This window comes from Plantibacter sp. RU18, from assembly GCF_050613355.1.
Lineage (GTDB): Bacteria > Actinomycetota > Actinomycetes > Actinomycetales > Microbacteriaceae > Plantibacter.
Window position 1 is genome coordinate 613,466 of the sequence record NZ_CP159618.1, and the last position, 18,013, is coordinate 631,478.

General features: G+C 67.6%; 17 protein-coding genes. 11 read left to right on the top strand and 6 right to left on the bottom strand.

Annotation, left to right across the window (positions count from 1 at the left end; genetic code table 11):
• Positions 1 to 40: 40 nt before the first annotated feature.
• Complete coding sequence (locus ABMA10_RS02840) at positions 41 to 625, top strand: dihydrofolate reductase family protein (protein WP_347869640.1); 585 nt, start codon at positions 41 to 43, stop codon at positions 623 to 625.
• 132 nt (positions 626 to 757) lie between these two features.
• On the opposite strand, the gene ABMA10_RS02845 is transcribed toward ABMA10_RS02840, so the two are convergent.
• From ABMA10_RS02845 to ABMA10_RS02855, 3 genes are all read right to left on the bottom strand, one after another.
• Complete coding sequence (locus tag ABMA10_RS02845; protein ID WP_431031159.1) at positions 758 to 1,249, bottom strand: PKD domain-containing protein; 492 nt, start codon at positions 1,247 to 1,249, stop codon at positions 758 to 760.
• 368 nt (positions 1,250 to 1,617) lie between these two features.
• Positions 1,618 to 2,175, bottom strand: coding sequence for a hypothetical protein (locus ABMA10_RS02850; RefSeq protein ID WP_347869638.1), 558 nt, complete (start codon positions 2,173 to 2,175; stop codon positions 1,618 to 1,620).
• A gap of 224 nt (positions 2,176 to 2,399) precedes the next feature.
• Positions 2,400 to 2,993 (bottom strand): TetR/AcrR family transcriptional regulator, encoded by a 594-nt coding sequence (locus tag ABMA10_RS02855; RefSeq protein ID WP_347869637.1) that lies wholly within the window; start codon positions 2,991 to 2,993, stop codon positions 2,400 to 2,402.
• An 80-nt stretch (positions 2,994 to 3,073) separates the two neighbouring features.
• Here ABMA10_RS02855 and ABMA10_RS02860 point away from each other — a divergent pair, with 80 nt between their 5' ends.
• Positions 3,074 to 3,775, top strand: a complete 702-nt coding sequence (locus tag ABMA10_RS02860; protein ID WP_347869636.1) for a TetR/AcrR family transcriptional regulator — start codon at positions 3,074 to 3,076, stop codon at positions 3,773 to 3,775.
• 32 nt (positions 3,776 to 3,807) lie between these two features.
• Positions 3,808 to 5,472 carry an MDR family MFS transporter gene (locus ABMA10_RS02865; RefSeq protein ID WP_347869715.1) on the top strand — a complete coding sequence of 555 codons (1,665 nt, stop codon included), beginning with the start codon at positions 3,808 to 3,810 and terminating at the stop codon, positions 5,470 to 5,472.
• A 114-nt stretch (positions 5,473 to 5,586) separates the two neighbouring features.
• Here the strand turns inward: ABMA10_RS02865 and ABMA10_RS02870 are convergent, their stop codons facing one another.
• Positions 5,587 to 6,174 carry a hypothetical protein gene (locus ABMA10_RS02870; protein WP_347869635.1) on the bottom strand — a complete coding sequence of 196 codons (588 nt, stop codon included), beginning with the start codon at positions 6,172 to 6,174 and terminating at the stop codon, positions 5,587 to 5,589.
• Positions 6,175 to 6,242: 68 nt separating this feature from the next.
• Here ABMA10_RS02870 and ABMA10_RS02875 point away from each other — a divergent pair, with 68 nt between their 5' ends.
• Positions 6,243 to 7,241, top strand: a complete 999-nt coding sequence (locus ABMA10_RS02875; RefSeq protein WP_431031160.1) for a diacylglycerol/lipid kinase family protein — start codon at positions 6,243 to 6,245, stop codon at positions 7,239 to 7,241.
• Between the two features lie 33 nt (positions 7,242 to 7,274).
• On the opposite strand, the gene ABMA10_RS02880 is transcribed toward ABMA10_RS02875, so the two are convergent.
• The gene (locus ABMA10_RS02880) at positions 7,275 to 8,273 is read right to left on the bottom strand and encodes a LacI family DNA-binding transcriptional regulator (RefSeq protein WP_347869633.1); all 999 of its coding nucleotides are present in this window, start codon (positions 8,271 to 8,273) and stop codon (positions 7,275 to 7,277) included.
• Positions 8,274 to 8,482: 209 nt separating this feature from the next.
• On the opposite strand from ABMA10_RS02880, the gene ABMA10_RS02885 reads away from it, so the two are divergent.
• From ABMA10_RS02885 to ABMA10_RS02910, 6 genes are all read left to right on the top strand, one after another.
• Entirely contained in the window at positions 8,483 to 9,301 is an 819-nt protein-coding gene (locus tag ABMA10_RS02885; RefSeq protein ID WP_347869632.1) for an ABC transporter permease, read from the top strand.
• Positions 9,298 to 10,092 (top strand): ABC transporter permease, encoded by a 795-nt coding sequence (locus ABMA10_RS02890; RefSeq protein WP_347869631.1) that lies wholly within the window; start codon positions 9,298 to 9,300, stop codon positions 10,090 to 10,092. Before ABMA10_RS02885 ends, ABMA10_RS02890 begins: the two co-directional genes overlap by 4 nt.
• 13 nt (positions 10,093 to 10,105) lie before the next feature.
• Complete coding sequence (locus tag ABMA10_RS02895; protein ID WP_347869630.1) at positions 10,106 to 11,146, top strand: ABC transporter ATP-binding protein; 1,041 nt, start codon at positions 10,106 to 10,108, stop codon at positions 11,144 to 11,146.
• 100 nt (positions 11,147 to 11,246) lie between these two features.
• Positions 11,247 to 12,335, top strand: coding sequence for an ABC transporter substrate-binding protein (locus ABMA10_RS02900; RefSeq protein WP_347869629.1), 1,089 nt, complete (start codon positions 11,247 to 11,249; stop codon positions 12,333 to 12,335).
• 104 nt (positions 12,336 to 12,439) lie between these two features.
• The gene (locus tag ABMA10_RS02905) at positions 12,440 to 13,576 is read left to right on the top strand and encodes an adenosine deaminase family protein (protein ID WP_347869628.1); all 1,137 of its coding nucleotides are present in this window, start codon (positions 12,440 to 12,442) and stop codon (positions 13,574 to 13,576) included.
• A gap of 196 nt (positions 13,577 to 13,772) precedes the next feature.
• Positions 13,773 to 15,023, top strand: a complete 1,251-nt coding sequence (locus ABMA10_RS02910; protein WP_431030692.1) for a DDE-type integrase/transposase/recombinase — start codon at positions 13,773 to 13,775, stop codon at positions 15,021 to 15,023.
• 141 nt (positions 15,024 to 15,164) lie between these two features.
• Here the strand turns inward: ABMA10_RS02910 and ABMA10_RS02915 are convergent, their stop codons facing one another.
• Positions 15,165 to 16,517: an alpha-L-fucosidase gene (locus ABMA10_RS02915; protein WP_431031161.1), complete on the bottom strand. Its 1,353-nt coding sequence runs from the start codon at positions 16,515 to 16,517 to the stop codon at positions 15,165 to 15,167.
• A gap of 235 nt (positions 16,518 to 16,752) precedes the next feature.
• On the opposite strand from ABMA10_RS02915, the gene ABMA10_RS02920 reads away from it, so the two are divergent.
• Positions 16,753 to 17,973, top strand: a complete 1,221-nt coding sequence (locus ABMA10_RS02920) for an ABC transporter substrate-binding protein (RefSeq protein WP_347866774.1) — start codon at positions 16,753 to 16,755, stop codon at positions 17,971 to 17,973.
• The last annotated feature ends 40 nt before the right edge of the window (positions 17,974 to 18,013 follow it).

Sequence of the window (18,013 nt, forward strand, 5' to 3'; positions counted from 1 at the left end):
CGCGACGCCGCAGCGTGCGGCCGGTGCGAGGAGGAACAGCATGGGACGCATCACCGCGACGGAGAGCATCACGCTCGACGGGGTCATGCAAGGACTGGGCCGATTGGACGAGGACACTCGCGACGGCTTCACCGAGGGTGGCTGGGCCGACGGCTATCAGGATGACGTCTCGATGCGGTTCATGGGCGAGGGGATGAGTGCGAGCGGGGCGATGCTGTTCGGGCGCCGAACCTATGAGGACGTCGTCGGGCATTGGGCAGGCGTGTCCGAGCCGAATCCGTTCACCGAGCATCTCCTCGGCGCGCGGAAGTTCGTCGTGTCGCGTTCCGCTGCGACTGCCCTGGCGTACCCGAACTCCAGTCTGCTGGCCGGCGAGGCGACCGAGACCGTGGAGCGGCTCCGTGATGAGACCGACGGCGTGCTGTCGATCATCGGTAGTGGTGAGCTGGTGCGCTCGCTCCATGCAGCGGGACTCATCGACGGGTACGTGCTGCAGATCCACCCGATCGTGCTCGGGTCCGGAACAAAGCTCTTCGCCGACGGTGACCGCAGCGACCTGACGCTCGAGCGCAGCGTTGCGACGACCACCGGGGTGATCATCGCGCAGTATCTCGTCAAACGGTGAACGGGCCCGTTGCGCGGCGCTTTGGCGTGCTCTGCCGGCGCGGGGCTGCGGTCTGAGCGCGGCCTTGTGGCGCGAGCGCGGCTCTCTGGAGCGGGGCGCTCGTGCCACAGGGGCGCGCTCGAACGGGTCGGGCTAGCAGCCGACGGCGGTGCGACCCGGGGTGCACGGCTTGTCGACGCCGACCGTCGAGTTCCGGACGATCTGGATCGTGTGCGGGGTGTCGGTCGGGATGCTCAGCGTCCCGACGACGGGAAGCCAGGCGCCGCCTCCGACGCGGTACTCGGCGGCGTAGGTGACCTCTGCGGTGATCGTCTTCGTGCCGGGCTTCGTGTACCGGTGACTCGTTGCCGTCTTCGAGAACTCCGCCAGACCGAGGGCTGCCCAGGTGTCGCCGCCGGTTGCGGTCGTCGTCGCCTGGCCATCGCCGTAGTCGATGGTGAAACCGATGGGAATGAAGTTGACCTCAGCTGGCCCGCCCAGGAGTGTTCCGGAGCGGACGTGCTGGGCTGCGTTCGCGACGACGTTGGTGTGGAGTTTGAGGATGCCCCACGCGCCTGGTTCCGTCGTGACGGTTGGGGCGTCGGGCGCGAAACTCGCGATGTCACGAATTGTGACGGGTTGCACGGCAGCGTCCAGAGCATCGGCCGCTTCAGCGGGTGGTGGGAGGAAGGTCCAACATTCGTCGGGCCGCATGGTGCTGCACACGACCGTCTCGCCCCCGGGACCGATGTTCGAACCGGGTGTCCCATCGCCGCCCGTCTGCCAATCTGGGTGCGGCGTCCAGCCTGCGCCGCCCGGCTCACTCCCTGAACCGCCGGAGCCGGGGCGCTCGATGCTGCCCCCAATGTCAACGGAGCCGTTGCCGACGCAGGCGCCGATCGAATGCTCGAAACCTGAACAGTCCGCAGCGAACGCTGGGTATGCGCCCACCGTGGAGAAAACCATGGCGAATGCGACGATGCCCGCCGCGACAATTGAGCGCGTGATCCCGTTCATCGGCATTCCCCGTCCAGAAGGTCCTTTGCGCTGACTATCAGTGCCTCGTCGTTGCCTTCTGAAAAGTCCACCGACCATCGTGACAAGTTCCGTCGCTCGACATTGACCGCTGAAGCGCCAGTGCTGTCAGTAACTTGGACATCCGTGATGTCGATGCAGATCTCCGCACGGGCAAGTACTGAAAGCGGGTCGGGGTTCGCTAGCCAAAATACAAGGGTGATCGAGGCAATTGAAGGAGTTCCGGTGAAGCTGTAACCGCCTTCAGCGGCCATTCGGTAGCCCGCGTACTCGACCTCCGTGACGTCCGGCGTGGCGATCGCAGCAAGCCGCTCTGGGTTCGAGCCGCCCTCCGCCAGGATCGTGTATGAGAGGGCCTGGTACGTCTCGAACGTCGCCGTCACCGCCGCCAACGCTTCCTCTTCGCTCGCGAAGATGACCTCGGGTGTGGAGCTGGGGATCGGCGTCGGCTGGGGGCTCGTGCAGGCGGTCAAGGCGAACAGCGACAGCGTGAGCGAAGTGGCTGGTCTCATCCATCGGTGGGGAGTGATCGGCATGCCTTCGACGCTAGATGTCACCGGGCTTCTGAAATGAGTTATCCACAGAGCAGATATACCTACTCCATCGCCCGTCGGTTACCCCAGCGCGGTGCGCTGGCCCGAACGCAACCTCATGACCGCAGCCGCGCCCTATTGGCGCGAGCGCGGGGCTCCGGAGGGTGGCGCTCGCGCCAATGGGGCGCGCTCGGTCCAGCGCACCGCGCTGGCAGCACCAGCCAGGGCTAGGGGCGGCGGCCTAGCCACCAGGCGGGGGAGGCGGCGATGATCGTGCGGGCGGCCGCGTCGATGTCGTCGAGGTCTCCGGTGGCCAGCCACTCCTCGATCGCACCGACGGTCCCGGTGCCGGCGTAGCCGACGAGCATGCGCACATGGCGCTCGGGTGGGATGCCGTCCTCGCGCGCTGGAGCGATGTGCGGATGGCGAGAGAGGTGGTGGGTGAGCGCCGCCTCGATGCGGTTGATGAGGGCATCCCGCAGTGGCCCGACAAGACGAGGGCTCATCGCATTGCGGTAGATCGTCGCATGCCCTGCCACGTGGCGAAGCAGCTGACGCTCCGACTCGTCGAACACGCTGAGCGGCGAACCGCTCTGGTCCGGCAGGTCGGCGTGCGCCTCGAGGAACCCGCCGAGCTCCTCGCCGAGGAAGTCGGCCAGCAGATGGACGGGCGTCGCAGCATGTCGGTAGAACGTGTCGCGCGTGATCGATGCGGCTCGAGCCACCTCCGCGACGGTCACCTGCTCGATGGGTTTCTCGGCCGCCAGGGTGTAGATGGCATCGCGCAGCGCACGCCGCGTGCGTGCCTGACGAGGGTCCATTCGCTCACTCTACTGACCCGAGTACACCGCTGACGGTCAGGGATTTGCACCATCATGCAGAGAGTGCAATACTGCACTTCATGCCTCAAAGTGCAACTGCGAGTACTCGCCTGTCCGACCGGATGGCGGCGACCGCAACACGTCTCACGACGGTCTCCCGCCGCATGACGGCCGCGCACGGGCTCAACGGTTTCACCATCGAGGAGGTCTGCGACGAGGTCGGCGTCTCCCGCCGCACCTTCTTCAACTACTTCCCGAGTAAAGAGGACGCTGTCCTCGGCGTCGACGAGACGGAAGAGGCCGAACGTGTCGTCGCCGAGTTCCTCGCCCTCGGCTCTCGAGGCTGGCGTGCGGTGCTCGACGACCTCATCGACATCGTCGCCACCCATGCCGAGCAGTCCGGTCTCGGCCTCGCCGAGCACGTCGACTTCCACGCGGCACTCGAACGCGAACCCAAGCTCCTCGTCCGCTTCATGGGCGTCACCCGCGAACGCGAACAGCAGTTCGTCGCACTGATCGCTCAGCGCGAGGGGGTCGCGGCCGACGATCAGCGTGCCAGGGCCTGCGCCGAGCTGTTCGGCGTGGCCATCAAGACCACGATGGGGCGCCTGCTCGCACGCGGCGGCGACCTGGAGCACGGCTCGGACTTCGACATCGTCGGCTCGATCAACGAGTCGCTCACGGCGTTCCGCACGGTCCTCGGGCCGATCGACCATGCACCTGCACCATCCCCCATGGATTCCCCCACGACTTCCCCCACTCACCGAAAGGACCTCCCGTGACCGCCGCCACCGCCGCCCCCACCGAGGGGCCGATGCTGCTCACCAAGCGCCGCATCTGGATCATCTTCGCCGCGCTCATCGCCGGCATGCTGCTCTCGAGCCTCGACCAGACCATCGTCTCCACCGCGATGCCCACCATCGTCGGGCAACTCGGCGGTGTCGACCACCAGGTCTGGCTGACCACGGCCTACCTGCTGGCCACCACGATCGTCATGCCCGTCTACGGCAAGTTCGGCGACGTCCTCGGGCGCCGTCGACTCTTCCTCGTCGCGATCGCGCTGTTCACGATCGCCTCGATCGGCTGTGCGATCGCCGGCGACTTCACCCAGCTCATCGTCTGGCGCGCTGTCCAGGGCCTCGGTGGTGGTGGCCTCATGATCCTCTCGCAGGCGATCATCGCCGACATCGTCCCCGCCTCCGAGCGTGGCAAGTACCTCGGCCCGCTCGGTGCGGTCTTCGGCCTCTCGGCCGTCGGCGGCCCGCTCCTCGGTGGCTTCTTCGTCGACCACCTCACCTGGCAGTGGGCGTTCTACATCAACATCCCCGTCGGGATCGCGGCCTTCGCCGTCGCCTGGTTCACGCTGAAGCTGCCGAACAAGAAGGCCACGGCGCCCATCGACATCCTCGGTGTCGTGTTCCTGTCGGCGTTCACCACGTGCCTCATCTTCTTCACCGACTTCGGCGGCGACGCCTCACACGGCTGGGCTGCCATCGAGACGTGGATGTTCGGTATCGGCATGCTCCTCGCGGCACTGCTGTTCGTGATCACCGAGGCGCGCGCCAAGGACCCGATCATCCCGCTGTCGCTCTTCAAGAACCCGACGTTCATCAACGCGACCGCGATCGGACTGACCCTCGGCCTCGGCATGTTCTCGGCGATCGGCTTCGTTCCGACGTTCCTGCAGATGTCGTCCGGCACCTCGGCTGCGGCATCGGGTCTGCTCATGATCCCGATGATGGTCGGCCTCATCGGGGCGTCGATCCTCTCCGGAAACCTCATCACGAAGACGGGGCGCTACCGCATCTTCCCGGTGCTCGGAACGCTCATCACGGCCGCGGCGATGGTGGCGTTCACGACGCTCACCGCCGACACCCCGATCTGGCTCATCTGCGTGTTCCTGTTCGTCTTCGGCGTCGGGCTCGGCCTCATCATGCAGGTCGTCGTCCTCGTCGCCCAGAACTCCGTCGACGCGTCGATGGTCGGAACCGCGACCAGCACGAACAACTACTTCCGCGAGGTCGGTGCGTCGCTCGGTGTGGCCGTGTTCGGCACCATCTTCACCACTCGACTCACGTCGAACCTCACCGAGGTGTTCGCGAGCTCCGGCGCCAGTGCCGGAGACGCGTCCAGTGCTGCGGCGACGATCGATCCGCAGACGCTCAACCAGCTGCCCGACAGCATCCGCGACGGTGTCGTGGCCGCGTACGCCGACGCGCTGGCTCCCGTGTTCTGGTACCTGCTGCCGTTCATCGGCGCCGCGTTCCTGCTGTCGCTCTTCCTCAAGCAGATCCCACTGTCGGACGTCGCCGGGCTCGTCGCCCGTGGTGAGGCCCTCGGCGGCGAGGAGGCGGAGACCCTCGAGGCCGCCGCTCGCGGCAAGGTGCTGACGTCTGCGAACGGGGCGGCAGACGCCGACGGTGCCCCGGTCGATGCGGAAGCGACGGTCGAGACGACGACGGAGCGCAACGAGCGCTAGCCCGACCCGAGCGCGGACGACGCCGGCCCGAGACGCACTGTCTCCGGGTCGGCGTCGTCCATGTCACCGGCGCTGTCTGGTCGAGCGAGCGCGAGAGGGGCGGACGACCGCGCGTCAGCGGACGACGAGTCGACCGCCCGAGAAGGCGCGAGTGGCGTCGAGGATCGTCTCCGGCGGGGTCGAGACGCCGGCGGAACCGATCTGGAAGCCGCGCTTGACGAGGACGCCGAAGACCTGGGGCGAGAGCGACGTCTGCACACCTGGGCTCGTCGGGGTGAGGCCGGCGGGCAGGTGGAACGTGATGACGCGGTGGCGGCCGCGCGACCTGATCGACACCGCTTCGACGGCGGCCCACGGGAGGTCGAGCTCGCCCTGCGGGATCGACGTGTGCAGGCCGAAGCCGTCGACCAGGAGTGCCGTGCGGGCGATCGACTGCACGCCACGCATGGTCGCCAACCGGAGCGAGAGGGACAGCGCGAACGCGAAGGCGATGCCGAACGGCAGCACTGAGAGGATGCCGGGTCCGATGCCGAAGACGGACCCGCCCAGCGCGGCGAGGACGATCGCGAGGGCGACGCAGCCGATCGTCAATCCGACGGCCAGTCCGTACGCCCGCCGGGTGGCGCGATTGCTCGCCACCGGATCGGTCGACACCACGAGAGGCGGGAAGGACGGCTGCTGCTGCGGTTGCACAGTGGTCATCGCACCAGTATCGCGGGTCGCGGAGGAAGCGCGAGCCGACGTCGCGGGGCTCGCCTATCCTTGATGGAGTGAACGGGGATCCTGTGGCGGCAGCACCAGCGCAACGTGCCGCGGTGGTGTTCAACCCCGCGAAGGTGTCGGTGCAGGCGCTGCGCTCGGCCGTCGCGGCTGAAGAGCGTGCCGCGGGCTGGGCTTCGTCGGCCTGGTTCGAGACCAGCAGGTCCGACGACGGGCTCGCAGCCGCGGTGGACGCCGCCCGCTCCGCACCGGACCTCATCCTCGTGGCCGGTGGTGACGGAACCCTCCGGGCGGTCGCGCAGGCGCTTGCCGGCAGCGGGATCTCGCTGGGTCTGATTCCCACCGGGACCGGCAACCTCTTCGCGCGCGAGCTGCACCTGCCGCTGAACGATCTCGCCGCCTCGGTCACGAGTGCCTTCGACGGCTCAGACCGTCCGGTCGACGTGGGGCTTGCGGTACTGGAGCGCGAAGACGGGACGACGAGCGATCACGCGTTCCTCGTCATGGCGGGCATCGGACTCGACGCACACATGGCCGGGCACACGAACGAACGCCTGAAGCGGCGCATCGGATGGCTCGCGTACTCAGACCCGATCGCGCGCAGCGTCGTCGGGAACAAGCAGTTCGACCTCTCCTACCGACTCGACGATCGTCCCGAGGTGACGTCTCGGGCGCACACCGTCATCGTCGGCAATTCGGGCACGCTCACCGGTGGGATGCTCCTGCTCCCGGACGCGGTCATCGACGACGGCCGACTCGACGCGGTCGTCTTCCGCCCGGGCCGCGGATCAGGCTGGACGAACATCGGCTACCGTCTCGCATTCAACCGGATGCTGCACCGCACCCGGTTCGGCCGGTTGCTTGCGAGCGTGACGCCGAAGTCTCGCGCGATCCGTTGGGCGCAGGGGACCCGGATGAGCGTGCGGTTCCCCGAGCCGCAGGAGATCCAGCTCGATGGTGATACGCAGGGCCCCGTGACGGCCGCGTCGCTGAGCGTGCACCACCACGGCCTGACGATCAGGGTCCCACGCGCCGCGCTCGAAGCCTGAGTCGGCAGGTGCGCCCGATGCCGCGCGAGCGCGTCAGGACCAGTGCAGCGGGACCGCGATGCGCGTCTGCACCAGTGGCGCGTGCGATGCTGCGGAGGCGTCGCGTCGGCCACGGGCGGCGAGCGCTCCGAGCAGGAGGGTCATCGCGGTACGACCGAGTTCTGCGCCGTCGACGTCGATCGACGGGATGCCGGGCGTCCCGATGCTCTTCGCCATCCGCGCGTCTCCGGAGACGACCATGTCCTGCGGAGTCCGAACGCCGCGGGCCTCGAGTGCCAGCATGAGGCCGAGTGAGACGGCCGAGGCGTAGACGATCGTCGCCGTCGCACCGCAGGCGATGACCTCAGGCGCCGCTGTGAAACCGGACTCGGCGACGGGGGGATAGGGGCCGACCACTGTGAGGGTGGCACGGTCGCCGATCGCCGCGCGGATCGCCTCGGTGCGGCGCCGATCGGGCCAGGAGCCGTCCGGTCCGCCCACGTAGGCGATGTTGCGGTGCCCGGCGTCGACGAGTTCCGTAGCGAGTCGGCCGAACGTGGTCGCTGCATCGGCGATCACCGACGGGATGCCGTCGATCTCGCGCTCCACGAGGACCGTCGGGGCGAGCGCGCTCACCGAGCGCAGCACGGGCTCCTCGGCGTGCGGCGCGGTCATGAGGAAACCGTCGACCTGGTGCGACAGGCGTTCGATCGCGGCAGCGTCGGCGTCGGCGTCGAGTGTGCGCACCGCGATGGTGAGCTGGTAGCCGGCCTGCTCGGCTGCCTCCTGCGCACCCTCGATGATGGGCGCGAAGAAGGAGTTCGTGAGGTTCGGGACGACGATCGCGATGAGCCCGGTCTTGCCGTTCGCGAGTGCCTGGGCGACTCGGCTGGGCGCGAAGTCGAGGGTCGCCGCGGCCTGTACGACACGCTCGCGGGTATCGACTGCGACGAGCTCAGGCCGCGACAGCGCACGAGAGGCGGTGGCCTTCGAGACGCCGGCGAGGTCCGCGACATCGCTGAGCGTCGACATGCCGTTCCCCGTGCGGTCCATCGCTCTCCCCAAGGCTGTGGGCCGTCGGATGCGGCACCGGTAACGCGTTCGAAACACGTGACCCCTAGACTAGCTGCAACCGGTTCCGCAACCGGTTACATTCAACCGGATCCACACCGTCACGAGCAGTGCCGGATCCGCCCCCACAGCCCACCGTCGTCGGACGCATCGCGCCCGCGTCAGCAGAATCGGGACCGAAGGCCGCCCAGATGATCCGTAGACCGCAGCTCCTGCTCGTGCCGGGCGCCATCGTGCTCGGCCTGGGCTTCCTCGTGCCGTCGCTCCTGATGCTGTTCAGCCCGCCCGGCACCTCGCCCGTCGAGGTGTTCGAACGGCTCGGCGCGATGCTCACCGATCCGTACGACCTCTCGATCATCGGGCGGACGCTCCTCTACAGTGTCATCGTCACCCTCGCGTGCATCGTCCTCGGCTTCCCGATCGCGTTCCTCCTCGCCCGCAGTCGCTCGCGCTTCACCGGGCTGTGGCTGGCACTCGCGATCTTCCCGCTGCTGCTCTCCACCGTGGTGCGCACCTTCGGCTGGCTCGTGATCCTCGGCAGCAACGGCGCGATCGGGCAGCTGATCGTCGCGCTCGGGTTCGCCGACCGCGGCCCGCAGCTCCTCTACACACCGCTCGCCGTCGTGCTCGGCATGACGCAGCTGTTCCTCCCGCTCGCGATCATCACCTGCTACTCGGCCATCGCCCAGGTCGATCAGAACCTCGACGATGCGGCGCGCGGACTCGGCGCGAGCCGCACCCGCACGCTCTGGACCGTCGTCATCCCGCTCTCCCTCCCCGGCATCGTCGTCGCAGCGACGCTCGTCTTCGCCGGGGCGACCACCGCGTACACGACCCCATACCTCCTCGGAGGGACCGGCCAGCGTGTGCTCGCCACACAGCTCTTCACCTATGCGAGCGTCACCGTCAACTGGGCCGCGGCCTCGGCCACGGCACTCATCATGACCGTCCTCGTGTTCATCGTCTCGGGACTCTCGAGTCTCGTCGCCCGGAAGGGCGCCGTCGAATGAGGTCGCGCCCCGTCCTGCTGGGTCTCGCGGTCGTCGGCTACGCCGTCATGATCGTGCCGATCCTCTTCGTCGTCGTCAGCTCCTTCACGGCGGGCAAGACGCTGTCCTTCCCGCCGCAGGGCTTCTCGCTGCAGTGGTTCGAGAAGGCGCTGTCCTACACGCCGTTCATCGACGCGCTCGGCAGCTCGGTGCTGCTCGCGATCGTGAGCACGATCCTGGCGCTCGGCTTCGGCGTCCCAGTGGCGCTCGGCATTGCGCGCGGCCGGATGCGCAGCGCCCCGATCATCCAGTCCTTCTTCGTCTCACCGCTCATCGTCCCGGAACTGGTCATCGGCCTCGCGCTCTACCAGCAGGTGATGATCACGTTGCGGCTCGACTCCTTCGTCGCCCTGCTCATCGGCCACATCGTCATCCTGCTGCCGTACACGGTGCGCGTGACGGGGGCGACCCTCGCACTGAGCGACACGAGCATCGAGGACGCCGCGCGCGGCCTCGGCGCCGGCCCGTGGCACACCTTCCGCACGGTGACCCTGCCGCTCATGCGCCCTGGCCTCATCTCGGCCGCGCTCCTCAGCTTCATCACCTCGTTCAACAACGTTCCGCTGTCGCTGCTGCTCCAGAGCCGCGAGTTCCGGACCTTCCCCGTCACGATGCTCGACTACGTGCAGCAGTCGTACGACCCGATGATCGCCGCCATGTCGACGCTCATCATGGCCGGCACCGTCGTCATCGCCATCATCGCGGAGCGCACCGTCGGCTTCGCCAGGATCTTCGGAGGCATCAACCAGTGAGAGGCACCTTCCAGTGAGTACGGTCAGCACGCTCGCCGCGGCGGAGTTCCGCGGTATCAGCCAGGTCTACGGCAGCTCGGTCGCCGTCGACGACATCGACCTCCAGATCCAGCGCGGCGCGCTCACGACGCTGCTCGGCCCGAGTGGCTGCGGGAAGACGACGAGCCTCCGCATGCTCGCGGGGTACCTCAAGCCCACCGCAGGCTCGATCCTCATCGACGGCGTCGACGCGACGAGACTGCCCCCGGAGAAGCGCGACCTCGGCATGGTATTCCAGTCCTACGCCCTGTTCCCGCACCTGACCATCGCCGAGAACGTCGCCTACGGCCTGCGCATCCGCAAGCTTCCGGCACAGGACCGGGCCGCTCGCGTCGCCGAGTGCCTCGAACTCGTCGGCCTCGGCCACCTCGCAGACCGCAAGCCGAAGGCGCTGTCCGGAGGCCAGCAGCAGCGCGTCGCCCTCGCCCGCGCGATCGCCATCCGCCCGAAGCTCCTGCTGCTCGACGAACCGCTGTCGAACCTCGACGCCCGCCTGCGCATCCAGATGCGCGCGGAGATCCGCCGTATCCAGGCGGAGACCGGCCTCACGGTCGTCCTCGTGACACACGACCAGGACGAGGCCCTCGAGATGTCCGACGCCATGGTCGTCATGCGCGCAGGTCGCATCATGCAGACCGGGTCGCCGAGCGAGGTCTTCACGAGGCCCGCGAACCGCTTCGTCGCCGACTTCCTCGGCTACGAGAACTTCCTCAGCGGCCCGGACGGTGGCCTCATCACCGTGCGTCCCGAACATCTGCAGGTGCGAGCACTCGACGGCGCCGGGGCGATCGACTCGAGCGTCGGCGCCGACGGGCTGCTCGTGCCGGGCACCGTCACGAGTGTCGCCTACCGCGGCACCGACGAGGTCGTCACCGTCTCGGCCGCAGCAGACGTGACCCTGACCGTCGCCCTGCACCGCGGCTCACAGAGCGCCCACCTCCCGCCGCTCGGCCCGGGCGACCGCGTCGAAGTCTCAGCGCACGCCGGCGACGTCATCCCGCTCACCGAGGCCTGAGCGGCCGCGCGCAGCTCGGCCCGTTCGACCCCAGCAGCAGCTCACCGCATCACCCGCCCACGCATCCAGCCCCTGCACCGCCGTTCCGAAAGGCATCTCCATGTCAGCAGCACGTCCCGGCCGCCTCGGCCTCCGCCGCACCCTCGCGATCGTCACCGCGACCGGCGCCGTCCTCGCCCTCGCCTCCTGCTCCGCCGGTGGTTCGGGCAGCGACGCCGACAGCGACACCCTCGTCGTCAGCGGGTTCCCGTTCGGTGTCGAGCAGTTCCAGGAAGCGGTCATCGACCCGTTCGAGAAGAAGACCGGCATCACGGTCGAGGTCGAGACCGGCAGTAACGCCGACCGACTCTCGAGCCTCGAGCTCGCCGGGGACGGCTCGGGCATCGACGTGATGCTCATCTCCGACTTCTACGCCGCGATGGGCGAGGAGAAGGAGCTGTTCCAGCAGGTCGACGCCTCGAAGATCCCGAACCTCGAGCAGATCGCCGACTTCGCCGTCTCCGACGAGTTCTCCGGCCCGTCCTACAGCTACCAGCTGAACGGCGTCATGTACGACACTGACGAGCTGACTGCCGAGCAGGCCGCGAGCTGGGACCTCTACGGCGACAAGACCTACGCCGGCCGTCTCGCCTTCCCCGACATCTCGACCACGGGTGGACAGCTCTCCGTCACCGCCGTCGGCGCGACCTACGGCTCCGGCCCGTACGACATCGACAGCTCGCTCAAGACGATCGGCGGGTGGGCTCCGAACATCCTCCAGCTCGTGTCCTCGTCCACCGAGATCACCAACCTGCTCACCCAGGGCGAGATCGTCGCGTCGCCGACGCTCAACGGTTTCGCGACGTCACTCATCGCCTCTGGTGAGCCCGTGGCGTGGACCGCGACCGACACCGGTCGTTTCATGGCGACGAACCGCGCGATGATCCCCGTCGGCGCCCCGAACGCGGACGGCGCACACCAGTTCATCGACTACCTGCTGTCCACCGAGGCGCAGACGGCGTCCGCCCAGATCGTCGGCGACCTGCCCGTGAACCCCTCGGCGACCATCCCGGACAGCCTTACCGCCGTCGTCGGCGACATCGCACTCGACCCGATCGCGGCAGGGTTCGAGACGCTCGACTTCGCCACCATCGTCAAGAACTCCGACGCATGGGTGGAACGCTTCGCCCGCGAGGTCACCAGCAAGTAGTCGGGCGCCGGCTCGATCAGCTGCATCCGTTCCATCCGTTCCATCCGTTCCATCGCCGGGCGGGCGCGACACGCGCCCGCCCGGCAGCACAGTCAGGACCACGCGTGACCTCCAGCATCACCAGCCCCAGCACGTTCATCACCCCGCTCCATGAGTACGCGGCGCGCATCCCGAAGACGGATCTGCACTGCCACCTCATCGGCACCGTCCGCCCCGACACCTTCGCGGAGTTGGCGCGGCGCGAGGGGCTCGACCTGCCGGAGGCCCCCGAGGCGGTGTTCCCGAACATCAACTCCGTGATGCGCGACTTCACCCCCTACGAGAACGCACGCATCCCGATCGTCGAAGATCACAGCCTCGACACCACCGGCACGCGCTACTCGCTGTTCCAGGCGTCCGACTGGGTCATGCAGGTGCTCACGAGCGCAGACGACCTCACCCGCATCACCTACGAGGCGTTCGAGGCGGCGTTCCGCACGAGCAACACGCGTCACCTCGAGCTGTTCATCGACGACGTGCCGCCGGCGCTGACCTCGCTCGGATACGCGGGCGCGGTCGACGCGTATGTGGAGGGCATCAAGCTCGCGGAGCGCGACTTCGGGATGACCGGTCGGCTCGCCGTCGGCATCGACCGCAGCAAGGACGGCGACTACGCGGTCGGTCGCGTGCGTCAGATCCTCGACAACCCGAACGAGTACGTGGTCGGGATCGGCCTCGACAACCTCGAGACGGCCGGACCGCCCGAGCGGTTCGCCGAGGCGTACCAACTGGCCGGCGCCAACGGGCTGAAGCGCACAGCGCACTCCTCGGAGCACGCGCCCGTCGCGGTGAACACCATCACCTGCCTCGACGTCCTCGGTTGCGATCGCATCGACCACGGCTACTTCGTGATGGAGGACGACGCCGTCATCGAGCGCTGCCGTGAGGAGCAGGTCGCGTTCACGACCATCTTCACGACCTCACGTCGCTCGTGGCGCCCGTGGCGTCGCGATTCGATCGCCGCGATGGCCGACGCCGGACTCAACGTCATCCTCGCCTCGGACGACCCAGGGATGTTCCCGACCGACCTCGCGAACGAGTACACGATCGCCCTCGAACAGCTCGGGTGGGATCGCGCGGGTCTCCGTCGTTCTGCGCTCGCGGGTGTCGATGCGAGCTGGCTGCCCGACGCCGAGCGCGTCGCACTGCACGCGTCGATGACCGCTGAGATCGACGCGCTCGAGGCCGAACTCGCTCTCTGAGCCGAGCTGTCCGATCAGGTCGAGCGCGGTGCGGCGGTGGTCAGCGCGGTGCGCTGACCACCGCCGCGGGTCACTGGCGCAAGCGCGCACCTCCGGAGGCCTGTGAAGTCTCAGGACATCGTGGACACTTCTGTCTCAGGACTTCGTGGACAGTGTGTCTCAGGAGTTCGTGGACACTTCCGCGGTTCGGTGGAGCATGTCGATACCGAAGCGTCCATCTCCGAAGGTTCGTTTGCTCGTGGCATCGTGGCCTGATGATGCGGGCCGGGGTGCGGTCTCGGCGTTCTGCGAGGAGCATGGTGTTTCGCGGTCTTGGTTCTACAAGATCCGCGCCCGGGCTGCGGCAGATGGTGTGTTCGAGGTCGTCGCTCCGACATCCACGAGGCCTCGGTCGAGTCCGGCTCGGACGAGCGACGAGATCGTCGATCTCGCCATCAGTGTTCGGGCGCGATTGCGTGCAGAGGGGTGGGATTTCGGCCCGTTGAGTGTGATCGCGAGGTTGCGGCGGATGGGCTTCCAGGAGTTGCCCTCACGGGCCACCTTGGCGCGGATCTTCGTTCGTGCGGGCGTGGTCGAGGCGGAGCCTCGGAAGCGGCCCCGGAGCGCGTTTCGTCGGTTCGTCTATCCAGCCCCGAACTGTTTGTGGCAAATCGATGCAACCGAGTGGACGCTTACTGACGGTTCGCTCTGCACGATCTTCCAGATCATCGACGATCATTCCCGTCTCGCGCTCGCGTCGTTGGTCGCCCGGGCAGAGACCGGAGAGGCTGCATTGCGTGTCGTGACCCAGGCGATCAACCATCACGGAGCACCACAGAAGTTCCTGTCAGACAATGGTGTCGCGTTCAATCCCACGCGTCGGGGGCATTCCAACCAGCTCATCGATTACCTCGCCTCGCTCGGCGTCGAGACGATCACGGGGAAGCCCTACAAACCCACCACGCAAGGCAAGAACGAACGCTTCCACCGCACACTGCACCGCTTCCTCAACGCCAAACCGCCAGCCGCGACGATCGAGGAACTGCAAACCCTCGTGAACGTCTTCGACGTGTCCTACAACACGCTCCGCGAACACCAATCGCTCACCGACCGGCAAACCCCGAAAGAGGCCTGGGATCGCACCCCGGCTGCCCCGTCACCGACCCCGCAACCCACCGCGATCGAGATCCACGCCGCCCGCAACGCCCTCACAGCCCTACCACCCGGCGAAGCTGAATGTGTTGTCACGTCAGGCGGCAGAACCTACCTCCTCGGTCGCACGTTCCGCCCCGGGACAGCATTCATCGGTCACACCGTCCACGCGATCTGGGACGCTCAGCAGATCACGTTCTACGACCACCACGGCACCATGATCCGCACCCAACCCATGCCATCACGCAACGAAGGCCGCCCCGCCCACGGCCGAACACGAACGACCAAGAACAGCGTTGTGTCCACGAAGTCCTGAGACAGAGAAGTGTCCACGAAGTCCTGAGACAGAAGTGTCCACGAAGTCCTGAGACATCACAGGCCTCCGGACGGTAGCGCTCGCGCCAATGGGGCGCGGCCGGTCCAGCGCACCGCGCTGGCAGCAGCGGCAGGGACGCAGCTACACGAGGTCGAAGACGACCACCTGCGGGCCGGGTGCGCTGCGCTTCGGCAGCTCGACCGTGACGCCGCCGTCACCCACGGTCGCCGTGACGGGCGTCCCGTCGAGGAGCCGTGCCGAGTCGGTCGCGACGGCGTCGATCGAGACGGAGAGCGTCACCGGACCGTCGGCGTCGATGATCGCGTTGGCCGTGTCGCCAGTGCGCGTCCACCGCGTCCACGGCGACTCCGAACCGCTCGCGATGGAGGCGTCCAGCTGTCGTGAACCGAAGATCGCAGCACCGTTCACAGCATTCCAATCACCGAGGGTCTCGAGGGTCGCGCGCTGGTCGACCGGCACGGTGCCGTCGGCCTGCAGTCCGATGTTCAACAACAGGTTGCCGCCGCGAGCGACGATGTCCGCGAAGTAGCGGATCGCCGCCTCGCCGCTCAACAGGTGCGTCTCGTCCTCGAGCGTGTTGTGGCCGAAGGAGTAACCGATCCCACGGCAGTTCTCCCACGGCTCGTCGTTGATGTCCTCGCCCATCTGGTATTCGGTCGTGCGGTAGTCCCAGTGGGTGTCGCCCCAACGGTCGTTGATGAGCCCGTCGGGCGCCACCGTGTAGAACCGGTCGAAGAGTGACACGAGGCCGTGCTCGCCCCCGTCCTTGCCGGGGTCGGGCCATTCGATGTCGTTCCACAGCACCTCGGGACGGTACCGCTCGATGAGGTCGGCGACGTGCTTGTGCGCGTACTCGGCGTACGGTTCGTCGTTCGCGCGGTTCGTCCAGCCGTCGGGGCCGTCTGTCTCGACGACGGGTGCCGAGGGGGAGTGGTGCCAGTCGAGCCCACCGGAGTAGTACACGCCGAACTTCAGGCCGGCCCGCTCGGTGGCCTCTGCGAACTCGCCGATGAGGTCGCGCTTCGGTCCGCGCGCGACGGTGTTGCGGCCGTCGGTCTCCGGGGCGTCCCAGAGGGTGATCCCGTCATGGTGCTTGGTCGTGGGCACGAAGTAGCGCGCTCCCGTGTGCTTCACGAGGGCGAGGACCTCGTCGGCGTCGAAGTTCTCCGCGCGCCACAGGTCGAGCAGGTGGTCGTAGTCCACATCGCCGAAGGTCTCCTGGTGGTGCTGCTGCGCCGGGCTGCCCTCGATGCGGATGGTGTTGAAGTACCACTCGGCGTAGGGGTTCCGCGCGAAGTCGTGGGCGTGGTCGTCTGCGCCGAGCTCCCCGATCGGTTCCGCCCACGCCGCAACGGAGTAGGCACCCCAGTGGACGAAGATTCCGAGCTTCGCGTCGGAGAACCAGCTCGGCGTCTCGTGGACGAACCGCTCGAACTCGGGGAGGCGGACGGAGTCGTCCTTGAACATGGCCATGAGTGATCCTTCGTCGTTGATGGTCAGGCGGTGAGCGGCCCCGAGGTCCCGAGGTGGGTAATCATCGGTACTCTGCGGGGTGAATGACTCCAAACTGTCGCATTTTGGCCATGAATTCAAGAGTTGACAGAAAAGACATCGGATGTTTAGATCGCTTCACGTCCAGCCCCCACTGATCTCGTGCGGTCCCGGACACCCTGAGCACTGCACACACGACGAAGTGGAGAAGCAACCGATGAAACGACAGCTCATGGCCGGCGCGGCGATGGCCGGAGTCCTCGCACTCACCGCCTGTTCCGGAGGCAGCGCCACCGGATCCCAGAGCGAGGAATCGCTCGTCTGGTCCATGTGGATCGCCGGCAAGGAGGATCAGGCGGCCTGGCAGACTGTGGCCGACGAGGTGAAGTCGGCGGACAAGATCGACGTCACCATCCAGGGCGCCCCGTTCACCGACTACTGGACGAAGCTCCGCACGCAGCTGAGCGCCGGTACTGCACCGTGCATCGTCACGGTCCAGAGCCTCCGCGCAGCCAACTTCACCGACGTGCTCCTGCCCCTCGACGACCTCGCGAAGAGCAGCGGGACGGCCCTCGACGAGTTCGACTCGACCGCGCTCGACGCGATGAAGGTCGACGGCGACCTCTACGCGCTGCCCTACGACACGGGCCCGCTGATCATGTACTACAACAAGGATCTGTTCAAGGAAGCGGGCGTCCCCGAGCCCAAGGCCGGCTGGTCGGTCGACGACTTCGAGGCCGCTGGTGCCGCGCTCAAGGCGGCGGGCAAGCAGCTCTACGCGACGAGTGTCGAGGACCTCTACCTCGAGTCGATGATCCTGTCGTACAACGGGGGCCGCGTCATCTCCGAGGACGGCTCGCTCGACGTCGCCAATGCGAAGTTCGCAGATGGCCTCGACTGGCTCGCTGGCCTCGTCGAGGAGGGCTACGCCACGCAGGCGAGCGCCGACGGTTCGGCAGACGACAACGCCTTCGTGAACGGTCAGGCCGCGACCTTCATCGACGGCCCATGGTCGCTCCTCAGCACGAAGAGCAAGGCGACCTTCGATCTCGGCGTCGTGACCATCCCGGCAGGCAGCACGCCGACGACGTTCTCCGCCGGCTCCGGGTTCGGCATCTCGAAGGAGTGCAAGTACCCCGAGCAGGCGTACCAGGCCATCACGACGATGACGACCGAGGAGGTCCTGTCCAAGCTCGGCACCGAGGGGCGCGCGTTCCCGGCACGCACCGCAGCGCAGTCAGCCTGGTTCGACAACGCCGGCATCGAGGGCGTCGAGGACACGTTCGCGGCCGCCCAGGACGGTTCGGTCCCGCTCCCCGGGAACAAGAGCAGCGACCAGCTCGCTCAGCTGTTCTCGCAGTACGCCATCCAGGCGATCAACGGTCAGCAGACCGGCGCAGAGGTGCTCGACCAGATCTCGAGCCAGCTGCCCAAGTAGCACTGGGCGGGTGGACGGCATCCGTCGTCCACCCGCCGCC

What these genes read in the sequence shown, in the direction of transcription:
- ABMA10_RS02915 (WP_431031161.1), bottom strand. Translation starts at nt 16,517, where the DNA reads ATGGCCATGTTCAAGGACGACTCCGTCCGCCTCCCCGAGTTCGAGCGG.
- ABMA10_RS02840 (WP_347869640.1), top strand. Translation starts at nt 41, where the DNA reads ATGGGACGCATCACCGCGACGGAGAGCATCACGCTCGACGGGGTCATG.
- ABMA10_RS02920 (WP_347866774.1), top strand. Translation starts at nt 16,753, where the DNA reads ATGAAACGACAGCTCATGGCCGGCGCGGCGATGGCCGGAGTCCTCGCA.
- ABMA10_RS02900 (WP_347869629.1), top strand. Translation starts at nt 11,247, where the DNA reads ATGTCAGCAGCACGTCCCGGCCGCCTCGGCCTCCGCCGCACCCTCGCG.
- ABMA10_RS02910 (WP_431030692.1), top strand. Translation starts at nt 13,773, where the DNA reads ATGTCGATACCGAAGCGTCCATCTCCGAAGGTTCGTTTGCTCGTGGCA.
- ABMA10_RS02870 (WP_347869635.1), bottom strand. Translation starts at nt 6,174, where the DNA reads ATGACCACTGTGCAACCGCAGCAGCAGCCGTCCTTCCCGCCTCTCGTG.
- ABMA10_RS02885 (WP_347869632.1), top strand. Translation starts at nt 8,483, where the DNA reads ATGATCCGTAGACCGCAGCTCCTGCTCGTGCCGGGCGCCATCGTGCTC.
- ABMA10_RS02850 (WP_347869638.1), bottom strand. Translation starts at nt 2,175, where the DNA reads ATGCCGATCACTCCCCACCGATGGATGAGACCAGCCACTTCGCTCACG.
- ABMA10_RS02865 (WP_347869715.1), top strand. Translation starts at nt 3,808, where the DNA reads ATGCTGCTCACCAAGCGCCGCATCTGGATCATCTTCGCCGCGCTCATC.
- ABMA10_RS02880 (WP_347869633.1), bottom strand. Translation starts at nt 8,273, where the DNA reads ATGGACCGCACGGGGAACGGCATGTCGACGCTCAGCGATGTCGCGGAC.
- ABMA10_RS02890 (WP_347869631.1), top strand. Translation starts at nt 9,298, where the DNA reads ATGAGGTCGCGCCCCGTCCTGCTGGGTCTCGCGGTCGTCGGCTACGCC.
- ABMA10_RS02860 (WP_347869636.1), top strand. Translation starts at nt 3,074, where the DNA reads ATGCCTCAAAGTGCAACTGCGAGTACTCGCCTGTCCGACCGGATGGCG.
- ABMA10_RS02855 (WP_347869637.1), bottom strand. Translation starts at nt 2,993, where the DNA reads ATGGACCCTCGTCAGGCACGCACGCGGCGTGCGCTGCGCGATGCCATC.